The sequence below is a fragment of the Nocardia inohanensis NBRC 100128 genome, assembly GCF_001612945.1.
Taxonomy (GTDB): domain Bacteria; phylum Actinomycetota; class Actinomycetes; order Mycobacteriales; family Mycobacteriaceae; genus Nocardia; species Nocardia inohanensis.
On record NZ_BDBK01000001.1, the window covers coordinates 1,240,177 to 1,253,486 of the forward strand.

13 protein-coding genes are annotated in these 13,310 nt (G+C 68.0%); 7 read left to right on the forward strand and 6 right to left on the reverse strand.

The genetic code is table 11. From position 1 onward, the window contains the following. Nucleotides 1-68: 68 nt before the first annotated feature. A complete protein-coding gene (locus NI1_RS06090; RefSeq protein ID WP_067814761.1) occupies nt 69-1,061 on the forward strand; it encodes a bile acid:sodium symporter family protein in 993 nt (330 codons plus the stop codon). On the opposite strand, the gene NI1_RS06095 is transcribed toward NI1_RS06090, so the two are convergent. After that, nucleotides 1,062-2,324, reverse strand: a complete 1,263-nt coding sequence (locus NI1_RS06095) for an oxygenase MpaB family protein (RefSeq protein ID WP_067814763.1) — start codon at nt 2,322-2,324, stop codon at nt 1,062-1,064. A 71-nt stretch (nt 2,325-2,395) separates the two neighbouring features. Between NI1_RS06095 and NI1_RS06100 the strand changes: the two genes are divergently transcribed. After that, nucleotides 2,396-3,007, forward strand: coding sequence for a TetR/AcrR family transcriptional regulator (locus tag NI1_RS06100; protein WP_067814765.1), 612 nt, complete (start codon nt 2,396-2,398; stop codon nt 3,005-3,007). A 24-nt stretch (nt 3,008-3,031) separates the two neighbouring features. Here NI1_RS06100 and NI1_RS06105 read toward each other — a convergent pair whose 3' ends face one another. Then, nucleotides 3,032-3,415 carry a hypothetical protein gene (locus NI1_RS06105; RefSeq protein WP_067814767.1) on the reverse strand — a complete coding sequence of 128 codons (384 nt, stop codon included), beginning with the start codon at nt 3,413-3,415 and terminating at the stop codon, nt 3,032-3,034. A gap of 124 nt (nt 3,416-3,539) precedes the next feature. On the opposite strand from NI1_RS06105, the gene NI1_RS06110 reads away from it, so the two are divergent. The 4 genes from NI1_RS06110 to NI1_RS06125 all read left to right on the forward strand — a co-directional run bounded on the left by NI1_RS06110 (nt 3,540) and on the right by NI1_RS06125 (nt 7,679). Continuing rightward, nucleotides 3,540-4,496, forward strand: coding sequence for a GlxA family transcriptional regulator (locus NI1_RS06110; protein ID WP_067814769.1), 957 nt, complete (start codon nt 3,540-3,542; stop codon nt 4,494-4,496). Nucleotides 4,497-4,511: 15 nt separating this feature from the next. Continuing rightward, entirely contained in the window at nt 4,512-5,246 is a 735-nt protein-coding gene (locus tag NI1_RS06115) for a DJ-1/PfpI family protein (protein ID WP_067814771.1), read from the forward strand. 49 nt (nt 5,247-5,295) lie between these two features. After that, nucleotides 5,296-6,486 carry a cytochrome P450 family protein gene (locus NI1_RS06120; protein WP_067814773.1) on the forward strand — a complete coding sequence of 397 codons (1,191 nt, stop codon included), beginning with the start codon at nt 5,296-5,298 and terminating at the stop codon, nt 6,484-6,486. Between the two features lie 71 nt (nt 6,487-6,557). Continuing rightward, nucleotides 6,558-7,679: a serine hydrolase domain-containing protein gene (locus NI1_RS06125; protein WP_245663087.1), complete on the forward strand. Its 1,122-nt coding sequence runs from the start codon at nt 6,558-6,560 to the stop codon at nt 7,677-7,679. A gap of 13 nt (nt 7,680-7,692) precedes the next feature. Here the strand turns inward: NI1_RS06125 and NI1_RS06130 are convergent, their stop codons facing one another. The 3 genes from NI1_RS06130 to NI1_RS06140 all read right to left on the reverse strand — a co-directional run bounded on the left by NI1_RS06130 (nt 7,693) and on the right by NI1_RS06140 (nt 10,673). Then, the gene (locus NI1_RS06130) at nt 7,693-8,781 is read right to left on the reverse strand and encodes a TIGR03857 family LLM class F420-dependent oxidoreductase (protein ID WP_067814777.1); all 1,089 of its coding nucleotides are present in this window, start codon (nt 8,779-8,781) and stop codon (nt 7,693-7,695) included. 40 nt (nt 8,782-8,821) lie between these two features. Next, nucleotides 8,822-9,949, reverse strand: a complete 1,128-nt coding sequence (locus NI1_RS06135) for a phosphotransferase family protein (protein ID WP_067814779.1) — start codon at nt 9,947-9,949, stop codon at nt 8,822-8,824. A gap of 88 nt (nt 9,950-10,037) precedes the next feature. Beyond that, complete coding sequence (locus NI1_RS06140) at nt 10,038-10,673, reverse strand: TetR/AcrR family transcriptional regulator (RefSeq protein ID WP_067814781.1); 636 nt, start codon at nt 10,671-10,673, stop codon at nt 10,038-10,040. 282 nt (nt 10,674-10,955) lie between these two features. Here NI1_RS06140 and NI1_RS06145 point away from each other — a divergent pair, with 282 nt between their 5' ends. Then, nucleotides 10,956-12,188: a PucR family transcriptional regulator gene (locus NI1_RS06145; RefSeq protein ID WP_067814783.1), complete on the forward strand. Its 1,233-nt coding sequence runs from the start codon at nt 10,956-10,958 to the stop codon at nt 12,186-12,188. Here the strand turns inward: NI1_RS06145 and NI1_RS06150 are convergent. Next, on the reverse strand, nt 12,163-13,167 hold the full coding sequence (locus tag NI1_RS06150; protein WP_067814785.1) for an FAS1-like dehydratase domain-containing protein: 1,005 nt from the start codon (nt 13,165-13,167) through the stop codon (nt 12,163-12,165). The genes NI1_RS06145 and NI1_RS06150 overlap by 26 nt on opposite strands. Nucleotides 13,168-13,310: the final 143 nt, after the last annotated feature.

The following is a 13,310-nucleotide window of genomic DNA, read 5'->3' on the forward strand; positions in this document are numbered from 1 at the left end:
TTATCCGTTCGGAGTTATCGGATCCAACGCCTATCGCGATCGGTCGCCGGGCTCATACCGTTCGAAGAGTGACTCTCGTGGCCAAGCTCCGCATCGATCCGTTCCTGCTCGGCATCCTCACCACCGTGGCCTGCGCGGCCGTGCTGCCCGCGCGCGGCGAGGTAGCGGACCTGCTCGGCTGGGCCACCAAGATCGCCATCGCGGTGCTGTTCCTGCTCTACGGCGCCCGCCTCGAGCCCCGGGAAGCGCTGGCGGGCCTGCGGCACTGGCGGCTCCATTCCGGCGTGCTGGCGGCGACTTTCGTGCTCTTCCCGCTGCTCGGGCTGGCGCTGCGGGTGCTGGTGCCGTCGGTGCTGAGCGAGGACATCTACACCGGGGTGCTGTTCCTGTGCCTGGTGCCGTCCACGGTGCAGTCCTCGATCGCCTTCACCTCGATCGCGCGCGGCAATGTGGCGGGCGCGGTGGTCAGCGCGTCGCTGTCGAACCTGGCCGGGGTGTTCCTGACGCCGCTGCTGGTGATCCTGCTGTTGAACACCACCGGTGAGGTGCGGGTTTCGGCATCGGCGGTGCTGGCCATCGTCGTGCAATTGCTGCTGCCGTTCCTGGCCGGGCAACTGTTGCGCCCGCGTCTGGGATGGGTGCTGCGGCGACCGGCGCTGCTGACGGCGGTGGATCGGGGCTCGGTGTATCTGGTCGTCTACGCGGCATTCAGTGCGGGAATGGTCCAAGGCATCTGGAAGGGATTGTCGCCCAAGGATCTACTGGCCACCGTCGCGGTGTGCGCGGCGCTGCTCGCGGTGGTGCTGGGCGCGACCAGCCTGGGCAGCCGATGGCTGGGTTTCGAGCGCCCGGATCGCATCGTGATGACCTTCTGCGGATCCAAGAAGAGCCTCGCCACCGGCCTGCCGATGGCGTCGGTGCTCTTCGCCGGGCATCCGGTGGGCCTGATCGTGCTGCCGCTCATGCTCTTCCACCAGATCCAGCTGATCACCTGCGCCGCGCTGGCACGCCGGTACGCTCGCGCCGAGCAGCGACCGGCCGGTCTGGTGGCCGCGCACTGATCAGCGGCGGAACTCCTCGACGGGCTGGAATTCGGCGTGCCGGTCGCCCATCTCGTTGCGGTACCACTGCTCGCGGCGCGCACGCTGCACCCGGTCGGCGATCGCGTCCAGGCCGGGCACCACCCGGCGCGCCGTCTCCGCCCCGAAGATCAAGGGCGCCTGCACGACCGGATGCAGCACCCAGGGGAATCGATTCGGCATGGTGTGGCGGGCATAGGTGGCCGGGGGCAGCCACACCCCGGTGTAGCCGATCTGCACCCGATAGTTGAGCTCGTCGCGAATCCGCTTGTGCCACGGCGTATCCGGCTTCGGAGCGAAGGCGGGCAGATACGATTCGACCAGCTCCGCGCCGTCCGCCCCGGCCGTGTGCGCGCGCTTGACGAAGGCGGCGAACATCAGCCGCACCGAATCCCGGAAGTCCCGCGGATACCACTGCGGCTGCACACCGAGCAGATGACCGACATATCGCCAGAAGTGCAGTGTCGCTTCGATTTCCCGGATGGTGGTCTGATAGCCGAGGCTCCACAGTGCCAGCCCCGGCACCACGCTGCCGCCCATCAGGGTGAGGGTGGCGTCGCCGACGCTGATCGGCACACCCCAGGCGGCGTGATCCCATTCCGGGCGCTGGGTCAGCTTGCGGCGGATGAACACGTGCATGATCCGCACCCGCATGGCGGTCTGCCGGCCCCGTGCGCCGGGATCCAGACCGCCGGGCTCGGACACGTCGATCCAGAATCGCACCGTCTCCAATTGCCGTTTGTGCGCCCGCGCGCCGGTATAGCCGCCGGTGTAGGCGAGCGGTTTGGCGATCGAACTCTCCGAATACATTTCGAGCGTGCTGGTGGTGGCGAAGCTGAAAACCGAAGTGCCCCAGCGCCGGAACACCCGCGCCCCCAATTCGGCGAGCTCGGGATCCAGCCAGTCGGGCGGGGTCTCGTATTCGCGGAACAGGCGTACCAGGGACGGCGGGGCGTCGGGTACCGCCTCGATGCCGTGCGTGAGCGCGCGATCGAGCATGGCGCGTCCGGCCTTCGGCCCGATCTCGCCGAGGTACACCTCGTCCACGAATGCCTCGGCCACCGGATCGGCCTCGTAGTAGGCGGCGGCGAAGGACCGCACCAGCTCGTCGGAGGGTTGCGGATCGAAGCGGAACACCCGCTCCCACAGCCGTCGTGCGCGCTGCACGCGTGGATCGTAAACCTTGTCCCAGTAGCGGAATTCGCTGGGAGCCGGGGGTGCCGGCGAGGCGGCCGCGGTGCTCATACCGAAACTGTAAAGTGAGTTGGTGCTCACCTTCTACTCCAGTTTCACGCCGTCTGGCAGGGGCGTCGGTTATGGCGTCTGAACAGCGGAGAAGCCCGAAACAGCAGCGCGCGCAGGACTCGCGGGAGCGGGTCGTCGAGGCGGCCGCTCAACTTTTCGCCGAACGCGGGATCGCGGATACCTCGACCAATCGGATCGCCGCGCACGCGGGCATGAGCATCGGCACGCTGTACCGCTATTTCGCCGACCGCGAGGAGATCGTGGCCGTGCTGCGCGCCCGCTTCCTCGCCGAGATCGAGGAGCGATTCACCACCGCGGTGCTGGGCACCCTCGCCGGACCGCCGCGCGTCGCGGTCGCCGCCAGCCTGCGCGCCATCGCCGATACCCTTGCCGCGCAGGAAGGTCTGGCCCGTGCGCTGGTCGCGCAGATCCCGCTCAGCGCGCTCGAATTGACCGACCTGGAACGCCGGCTGCTCGTGCTGACCCGCGCCTACCTGCTGCATCAATGGGGTCCGCGCGACGAGCTGGACCTGGATGGGAAGGCCCTGGTCATGATGAACACCGGCCTGGCCGCCAGCTTCCGGATCGCTTTCTCGCCCAAGGGGATCGACCGCGATCGGCTGATCGACGACACCGCCGCCATGATCGGGGACTGGATCGAGGGGGAACGAGACCGGGCGTGAGAATCCGCGCGCCCGGTCTCGCCGTCAGCGCACGACGCTGTAGTAGTCGGTATCGAAATCCATGGCGTCCTTGGCCGTTTCGACCACGGCCGTGATCCGGATGAGGGATCCGGCCAGCACCCCGGAGAAGCCGCGCCGCCCGTCGGCCGCCTCGCGTGCACTGGTCGATTCGGACAGCTCGAGCGCGCTCGCCCACGCCAGCAGTGCGGCTTCGGCCTCGGGCCCGGATAGGTCCAGATGGATGGTCCCGAGAAACTCCGGACGGCCCGCGCCGGGCGTGGCGAGGCGGGCGCAGCTGTCCCAGGTCCAGGTGACGCGCGGCAGATCGGCGCCGGTGGCCTCGACGGCAGTCGAATTCACCAGTTCCGACACCGTGTCCATGGCAGCGAGCATGAGGGAATCGGTCACGGCGGGCAGCGTCTCACCCGTCCGCCGCCGGATACCTGTGACGCGCGGGTGCGTGTGTCGAGATGGCCGGAATTGCAATAGTCGTGTCATTGACGCCATGGGGTAGCGGTCGCAGGCTGTAGGCATGCGGGTGGTGCTGATGGTGGTGTTCGACGGGTTCCAATTGCTGGACCTCGCCGGGCCCGCCGATGTGTTCAGCGCGGCCGCCGCACTGGGGGCCGCGCCCGGATACCGGCTGGAGATCGCGGCGACGCCCGCCGGGCCGGTGCGGTCCTCGAGCGGGGTCGAAGTCATCGCCCGGCATGATCTGGCCACCTGGTCGGAGCCGGTGGACACGCTGCTGGTGGCCGGGGGCCTGTCGTCCTGGACCGCCAGCGAGGACGCGGCGCTGGTGGGTTCGATCGAACGGGTGTCGCGGTCGGCTACCCGGACCGGTTCGGTGTGCTCGGGGGCGTTCCTGCTGGCGCGAGCGGGATTGCTGGACGGCCGGCGGGCCACCACGCACTGGGCGGGCGGGGAGTCGCTGGCCCGTGAATTCCCGCGTGTGCGAACCGAACCCGACCGGATCTATGTGCAGGACGGGCCGATCTGGACCTCGGCCGGGGTGACCGCGGGAATCGATCTGGCGCTGGCCATCGTGGCCGCCGATCACGGGCACGAGCTGGCGCGGGAAGTGGCGCGGTGGCTGGTGGTCTACCTGCATCGGCCCGGCGGGCAGAGCCAGTTCAGCACACCTATCGCGGCCGATCCGCCGAAGCGGGATTCGCTGCGCGCCCTACAGGTCTGGCTGGAGGAGAACCTGGCCGCGGATCTGTCACTGCCCGCACTGGCCGCGCGGACCGGCATGAGCACCCGGCATTTCTCGCGGGTGTTCGCGGGGGAGACCGGTCTGACCCCGGCCCGCTATGTGGAGCGGGTGCGGATCGGTGCGGCACGCCGGCTGCTGGAGACCACCGACCAGCCCCTGGATCGGGTGGCCGCCGCCGTCGGGCTGGGCAGTCCGGAAACGCTGTACCGAATCTTCCACCGCCACTTGGGCATACCGCCGGGCGAGTATCGCGCCCGGTTCACTCGATGCTGAAAGAGAGTTCCCTCCATGACCTTCCAGATCGCCATCGTGCTGTATCCGGGGCTCACCGTGCTGGATGCCATCGGCCCCTACGAGATCCTGCGCAATCTGCCCGACAGTGAATTGCGGTTCGTCTCGGGCGAAGTCGGGCCGATCGTGTCCGACAGCGGCGTGCTGGTGCTCGGGGCCACCCACACCTTCGCCGAGACGCCCGCCCCCGATCTGGTGCTGGTGCCCGGATCCGGGTCCGCCACCACCGAGGCGATGGCCGATCGGGAACTGGTGGAATGGTTGCGCGCCGTCCATCCGAACACCAGCTGGACCACCTCGGTGTGCAGCGGTGCGCTGGTACTGGCCGCCGCCGACATCCTGCGCGGGCATCCCGCCACCACGCACTGGTCGGCGCAGCCCATGCTGGCGGCCTTCGGTGCGCGGTCCCGCCCGCACGATCGCATCGTGCGCAGCGGCAAGATCGTCACCGCCGCGGGCGTATCGGCCGGGATCGATCTGGGGTTGTGGCTGGCCGGTGAGATCGCGGGCGTCGAGGCCGCCCAGCTGATTCAGCTGGCCATCGAATACGATCCGCAGCCGCCGTTCGACACCGGCCACCCCGACAAGGCCCCGGCCGAACTGCTCCGCAAGGCCCGCCTGGAGATGACGAAAGTGGCGGCCTCCCCGCGCGTTCCGCTCGATGTGGCCACCGCGCTGTGGCGGCTGACCCTGAACCGGGTCCGGGGCCACAAGGTCCGGGCCGCGATCTGAGACGGTAAGTCCGCCAATCGAATCCGCTGCCGCGAGGTAACGTCGAGCCATGAGTGAGCGCCTCGACGAAGGGTTCTTCGCGGACCCGCACGCCTATTACCGGCAATGGCGGCAGGAGGGCCCGGTCCGGTGCGTCGATTTCGGGGACGGGCTGAACCGCTGGCTCGTCTTCGGCTACACCGAGGGCCGGGCCCTGCTCACCGATCCGCGCCTGTGCAAGGACATCGATTACCTGAGCAAGCTGGTGCCCGACAAACGCGGTGCGCCGCAACCATATTCGCCGCCCGATCCGGGTATGCGGCACATGCTCAACTTCGACGCGCCCGACCACACCCGGCTGCGCAAAGTGGTGAGCAAAGCCTTCACCGCCCGGCGGATAGCGGCGCTGCGCCCGCTCATCGAGCGCACCGCCGATGAACTCCTGACCGGCATGGCCGCCGCGGACGAGGTCGATCTCCTGGACGCGTTCGCCGTCCCGCTGCCGGTCGCCGTCATCTGCGATCTGCTCGATGTCGCCATCGACGACCATGAGGCGTTCCGCGAATGGACCAAGATCCTCGTCGGCTCGCTGACCCCCGAGGCCGACCGCGCTCGCGCGGGATACGAGATGGTCGAGTTCCTGCGGAAGATGCTGCAACACAAGCGGTCCCATCCGGGCGACGATCTGCTCTCGATCCTCGTAGCCGACGACGAAGCCCGGCTCGACGAATCCGAACTCATCGGCATGGCATTGCTGCTGCTGGTCGCGGGCCACGAGACGACGGTGAATCTGATCGGCAACGGCACCCTGGCACTGCTGCGCGATCGCGCCCGCTGGGACCGGCTCCGCGCCGACCCCGCCGCCATCCCCGCGGCGATCGAGGAATTCCTCCGCCTCGACGGCCCGGTCAACCTCGCCACCACGCGCTACACCACGGAGCCGATTGCCGTCGGCGACACCGTGATTCCCGCCGGTGAACTCGTCTACATCGCCCTGGCCGCCGCCAACCGCGACCCCGATCAGTACCCCGCGCCCGCCGATTTCGCTCCCGAACAGAACCACACCGCGCACCTGGCCTTCGGGCACGGCATCCACTTCTGTCTCGGCGCGCCGCTGGCCCGCTTGGAAGGCGCGATCGCGTTTACCGCCCTCCTCGAGCGCTACCCGAATCTCCATCTGGCCGTGCCGGAATCGGAGCTCCGCTGGTACCCCAACCCGATCATCCGCGGCCTGGCCGCGCTCCCGGTCCGATTGCACTGATACTTCAGGTCGATGCGGTGTAGTACCACAGTCCAATGTGCTTGTGGGCGTGGGATTCCTACGGTCGGCTCATGCGTCTGAGAGCCCTCGCCTTCCCGGTCTTCACCGCCGTCCTGCTCGTATCCGCCTGCCCGGCCGCTCCGGCCGAGCCCGCACCGGCGCCCGCAAGCATGCGCGGCGCAAAGGTGCGGGGCGACCTGGACGAGCTGGTCCGCTCGGGCGCGGTCGGCGCGCTGGCGACCCTCACCGATGCCGGCGGCGACACGGTGCTGACCGCCGGTGCCGCCGATCTCGCATCGGGTACTCCGGTCCGCGCCGACGTGCCCGAATACGTGCGGGTCGGCAGCATCACCAAGACCTTCACCGCAACGATCGTCTTGCAACTGGCGGCCGAACACCGCATCGACCTGGACCAGCCGATCGACACCTACCTGCCCGGACTGCTGATCGGTGAGGGCATCGACGGCCGCGCCATCACCGTCGGTCACATCCTGGGCCACCGCAGCGGATTGCCCGAACCGGCCGCATCCCCGGAGACCAGCGAATATCAGGCGGCGTTGTCCGGCCGGACCTACACACCCGCCCAGGAGATTGCCATCGCGCTGCGAAGCCCCGCCCGGTTCGCCCCGGGCACCGGCTTCGCATACTCGAACATCAACTACATCGTCGCTGGCATGCTCATCGAAAAGGTCACCGGGCGAGCATATTCCGACGAATTGCAGGCGCGCATCCTCACTCCGCTCGCCCTGTCCCACACCTATCTTCCGGCGACCGGCGAAACCGGGCTGCGCACACCGCATCTCACCGGTTACAGCAGCATCGACGGCGTCCGCACCGACACCACCCGCATGGAGCCGTCCCTCCCGTGGACTTCGGGCGCGCTGGTGAGCACCGGCGCGGACCTGAACCGTTTCTACACCGCCCTCACCGCGGGCGACCTGCTGCCGCGATCCGAACTGCACCGGATGCTCGACGGTGTGGACATGGGCAACGGCGACGGCATGTTCTACGGTCTCGGTGTCGGCTACACCGAACTCCCGTGCGGCACGAAATTCGTCGGCCATGTCGGCGGCGTCGAAGGCTTCACGGCCGTCTCCGGCGCGGCCGCCGGGCGAGCGGTCACCTATTCTTTCACCGGCAGCCCCCGCACCGCGGACATCGGCGGCCTGCTCACCCACGCCTTGTGTGATTGAGACAGGCGATGTTTCAGGCGAACTTGCCCGGGTTGGCGGCCACGGCGCGGGGCAGGGTGGGGCGGTTGGCGCGGTAGGCGTCCACCACCGAGGCGAGTTCGTGCGGGCTCGCCCCGTGCATGATCACCGAATGGCAGCCGAGGTCGTATTCGCGGGAGATCTTCTCGACGCACTGTTTCGGCGTGCCGTAGGCGGCCGAGGCGAGCCATTCGTCGGGGATCAGGGCATCGAACTGCTCCAGGACTTCGACCGAGGCGGAGGCGTCGATGGGGCCCGCCGCGGCGGCGTCCTGGAAGAGCTGGGTGGCGCGGATTCGCTCCCACACCTGCGGATCCCAGCCGTTGGCGCTGATCAAGATGTCGGCGTAAGCCTGAAGATAGGTGACCAGGCGGCCGGTGCGGCGGCGCAGCTGGTCCTCCGGTGAGAGCGCGTCACTGGCCGTGGCCAGGCAGGACCAGATGCGGACGCTGTCGGGATCCTTACCCGCGCGTTCGGCGCCGCGGCGCACCGCGGCAACGGAATTGGCGGTGGCCTCGTCCGAGAAGAAGGTGTGCAGCACGACGAAGTCACCGATCTCGCCGGCGAGTTCGAGAGTCTTCGGGCCGACCGCGACGAAGCCGATCGGGGGTGCGTCGTCGAGGCCGTTCTGGTGGTAGAGGACGGGCCATTTCCCGGCGGGGCCATCATGATTCAGGATGGTCTCGCCCGCCCAGAGCCGGCGCAGGATGCCGACGAAATCGCGCAGCTGGGCTTCGGTGACCGGCGGCAGGCCGATCGCCTTCCAGTTCGCCGCCATGCCGCGCCCGAAGGCCATGGCGTAGCGGCCCTCGGTGATGGCCTGCATGGTCGAGCCCATGGTGGCGGTCACCATCGGATGCCGGGTGTGGTGATTCGTTGCGGCGGCGGCGATGCCGAGGTCGGTGGTGCAGCCGGCCAGGCCGCCGGACAGGACCGCGGAGTCCTTGACGGTCATGCGCTCGCCGATCATGCACGAGCCGAGGCCGAGGCGCTCCGCGTCGCGGGCCTCGGGCAGCAGGACGCGGGCATCGGCGGGGTGCCGGGTGATGCAGTAGTAGGCGAGTTCGTTCAATCGATCGGTCACGAGAGTGGTTCTTCCCCGGTAGTTTTCGGAACGGTGCAGGTCAGGCGCCGAGATCGGCGAGCAGTTCTTCGACGATCGCGCGGTGATGCAGCAGCACCTCGATATCGTCCGGCCGTGCCATCTCGCCGAAATGGATTTGGCGGCCACCAGCGCGCAGGAAGACGATGCTGTAGTTCAAAGCGGCGTACATCGTGTACCAGGTGAGGTCGGCCAGCTGTACGCCCGAATGCCGCGCGTAGGCCGCCACCACGTCGTCGACGCGCATGAAGTCCGGCATGCCGGGGAATCCGAAGTTCTCGGCGATCGCGTGAAAGACGCGGTGCCCGAAGGTAATCCAAGCCACGTCGAGTTCGCGGGGACCGATGGTCGCCATCTCCCAGTCCAGCACCGCGACCGGTTCGAAATCCCGGTACATGCAGTTGCCGAGGCGCGCATCGCCCCACGACAGCACGGTCGTATCGGTCTCGGGGATATTGTCGGTGAGCCACTTCAGGATTCGCTCCACCAACGGCGACGGACCGATGTCGCGGGCCGCGAACTCGTACCAGGCGCGGGCGCGATTCAGGTTCTTCTCCAGCAATCCGGAACCGGGCTGTTGCGGTTCGAGGAATGCGAAAGTGTTTGCCGCGTCCGGGATTCCGTGCAGCTTCGCGAGCATTTCGATGGTGCTGTCCTGTACCCGGCGCTGCTGTTCGGGGGTCGCGTCGAAGAGCCAGTTGCCGCCGAAGGTGTAGGGCATGACATCGGGCGGCACCAGACCCTCGACGCGGTCCATCAGCAGAAACGGCGTGCCCAGCACGTCGCCGGTCGGTTCGAGGAAACGGACCCGGGGGACCGGTACTTCGCCGCCTTCGGCCACGGTGCGCATCACGTCGAATTGCGCCGGCAGATCGTAGTTCTCGTAGACGGGGAAGTCGCCGGGCGCGGGCACCATCCGGGCGATCAGGTCGGCGGCCTGCGGATCTCCGCTCTCCCGCCAGCGCAGGGTGAGGGTCAACGTCTCCGCCGACATGCCGTTGCTGTCGATACCGGATCCCAGCGTGAGCTCCGGTCCGGCCCCGTCGGGCAGCTGGGTGGCCAGCCATGCGGTGAGGCGCGGGATCAGGGCGGCGGTGTCACGGCTGCTGCGTTGCAGGCGCATGCCCTGATCATCGGGGGACGGAGACATGGATCACTCCTCACTGAATTGCGAAAGCTGGGGGTAACAGTGGACCTCCCCTCCGCAATTGTCAACGAGGGTTCTCAAAGAATGTAAGTCATTGCAGGTAAAGGGCTATCGCGTCGACGAGGCAGTGGCGGGCTTCGGTCAGTTCGGCGGGGGAGGAGAGCCGGCGCTCGTTATTGATGCCGCGCATGGCCATCGGGATCAGCGCCTGCACGTGGCGCACCTTCGCCGGAGCGATGGACAGGTCCGCCAGGAAGTACTCGAAAGCCCGCAGCCAGGCATCCTCGTAACCCGCCATCGCCGCCGCGGTCCGCGGGTAGAGCTCGAGCCGCTCCTGCTGACCATTGGGCAGACCGCCCCGCAGCGTCTCGACCGCTCGCCCCTCCGGGCTGTCGAGAATGGTCCAGATGGCCTCGACCACCTCCCACACCCGCTCCCGGATCGACCCGCTCACCGCCGGCCAGATTTCGGGACTGTTCGCTCCGGTGCGATCGGTCAACTCGATGAGCACGGCCGCCCACAAGCCGTCGATATCGCCGAACTGATGCTTCAAAGTGCCCCAGCTGACCCCGGCCTCGCGGGCAACCCGGTTGGCGGACAACGGTTCCCCGGAGCCTTGCGCGAGACAGCCGATGGCGATGTCCAGCAGCCGCTGCCTGGTCTCGCGCCCCTTGCGATTGAGGCGAGTTCCGGCCGCGGACTGCATTGTCGAACTCGCTTCGGTCATCGCTGCTTCCGTTCCGCACATCCCGAGATTCGGAATCCCATTGTCGCTCCGACGATAGCGGCATGTTCGTCGGAGCCCGCAACCGCTGCACGAAAGTGAGCGGCTTTCTCGGATTACCGCCGCCGCGCTCAGCGGAGGACCGGGAGGTCCGGGCGAACGCGCAGGTAGATCGTGCTATTCGAGGCGCTCCGCGAGATCGTGCGAAACGAGTAGAAGGTGAGCGAACGACCACTTTAGAGTTCGATTTCACCGATTGGTGCGATAGATCGCGAGGAGTCGACGATGACGACTGACGGAGCATCACGTGTGGGATTGACCGTCTCCGGCCGCCCGATGTCCACGCCCCTGCAAGATGTGCGGGCGGTATCGCGGCAGCTGGTGGGGCACTTCGTCGACAAGGTCATTCCATGCCGCACACTGCCCGGGGACCTGATCGCCGGTGACGTCACGACGGTGACGCGGGTGTGCCTGGAGCTCGCGGTGAGCATGCTCGACGGTGGCGACATTCCGGAGAAGACCGGGAAGCTGGCCGATGCGGCGGCGGGCTGGGCGCGCGAGGGCGTGCCCATCGACATCGTGCTGCACTCGATTCACGAAGGGTTCCAGGTCGGGCTGGACCGGGTGGTGTCGACGGCGACGGTGCGCGATTACGACAGCATCGTCGACGGCGCGAAACTGGTGGTGAGCATGCTGGACACCATCAGCGCCACGGTGGCGCGCGCGTATGTGCGCGAGCACAAGGCGGTGGTGGGGGAGCATCACACGGCCGTGCACACGCTCACCTCGGCGCTGCTCGGCGGGAAGTCCACCTCCACCATGGCGCGCGAATGCGGGATCGATATCGCCGCCGAGTACGCGGTGCTGGCGCTGGCGATTCCCCAGCATCCCGATGAACGGCATCCCATGCTGGACGGCAAGGTGGTCGCGCGCCGCAAACTGCGCCGGGTGCAGGCCGAACTCGCCACGCGCTGTGGGGAATCCGCGCTCGCCCTGCTCAGTGTCGACGGCGGCACCGTGCTGGTGCCGACCGCCGTGGTGTCCGACGAGCGGCTGGGGTCGCTGGTGACGCAGCTGTCGGCCGCCGCGCACGTGCCCGTCACCGCGGCCGCGGTGCTCGCGACGCCCGCCGAAGTGCCGGATGCGGCCGATCGCGCCCACGAACTGCTCGATATGGTGCAGCGGCTGGAATGTGTTCCGGGGCTTTATCGATTCACCGATATGGCGTTGGAGTACCAGCTGACCCGGCCGGGGCCGGGGCGCGAAACTCTGGGCTCGTTACTGGAGCCGCTGGCGGATCATCCGGAATTGCTCGAGACGCTGCAATGCCATATCGGGAACAATCTGAATCGGCAGCGCACGGCTCGGCTCATGCATATCCACGCCAATACCGTGGATTACCGGCTGAAGAAGATCAGTCAGCTCACCGGATTGGATCCGACCGCGACCATGGGACTGTGGCAATTGCGTTCCGCGCTCATCGCGCGCACCTTCAACGAGCACAAGAGTCCAGCGTGAAAGGTGGTGCGAAAGCCACTTCGGCGCTGGCATATCCGAACAGTTTGCGGCCTTGGGAGCGGGCGTCGAGGGCGACGGTCGCGGTGCGGGCCGCCGGGTCGACGGTGAGGACACGGCCCCGGAACTCGAGTTCGGCGACCTCGGTGCGCGGGACCGCCAGATAGTGCACCTGATGGGCGAATTCGGCCCGCAGTTTGGTGATCGCCGCCGGATCGTGCGTCCACGACGTGAGGTATCCGGTGGCCAGGGCGAGCATCAGCATGCCCGGGGCGATCGGACCGGGCGGGTCGGCCGGCAGTGCGCGGCCGGGCAGGCTGTCGAGCGAATCGCCCACGACGCGGGCGTAATCGGTGATGTCGCGGGCGGTCACGGTGGTGCGGGCGCGGGGGAGTTCCGCACCCTCGGTGAGGCGGTCCGGCTCGATACGGGTACGAGGCAGACGGTGCAGACGGGGTGCTGCCGGGATTCCGGGGACTGACGGATCGTCCGGCTGGGCGGTGTTCGCGGGCGGCGTCGGCCCGACACTGGCCAGCAGCGCGGTCGAAATGGTCTGCACGGGAACGCCGTCCCGGTCGGAGAGCACGCCGGTCACGGTGATGACGTCGAAAGACCTGAACTGCCGGAACGATTCGAAGAATACATCGCAGGTGAGCTCGTCACCGGCGAGCAGCGGCCGGCCGATATCGAGGGTCTGGTCCACGTGCACCACCCGGTCCACGCGGTAACCGCTGATCAGTTCGTCCAGGATTTCGCGGCGCGCCTGCCGCCACACCAGCGCCGCGAAGGCCGGAGGCGCGATCACCGCGTCGAAACCCAGTCGCGCCGCGGCCGCCTCCTCCCAGTGCGCGGGATGGAAAGCCTGTACCGCACGGGCGAATTCGCGGATCCGGCCGCGCTCCACCCGGAACGGGCGAGCGCAACGGTAGCGGTGACCGACCAGCGCCCGAGCCTGGTCCGCGCCCAGGATTCCGTGTGTCATGGGTTCTCCTCACGAAAGATGCGGTGCCGCAGATTTCGATCATGCCCGGGCGGGCGGGGATTACCGGAATTCGCTGCGATAACTGGAGATTTCACGGCGGGACGGGGCGGGAATTTGTGAATCGGGTTCTCGCGGTGGCGTTG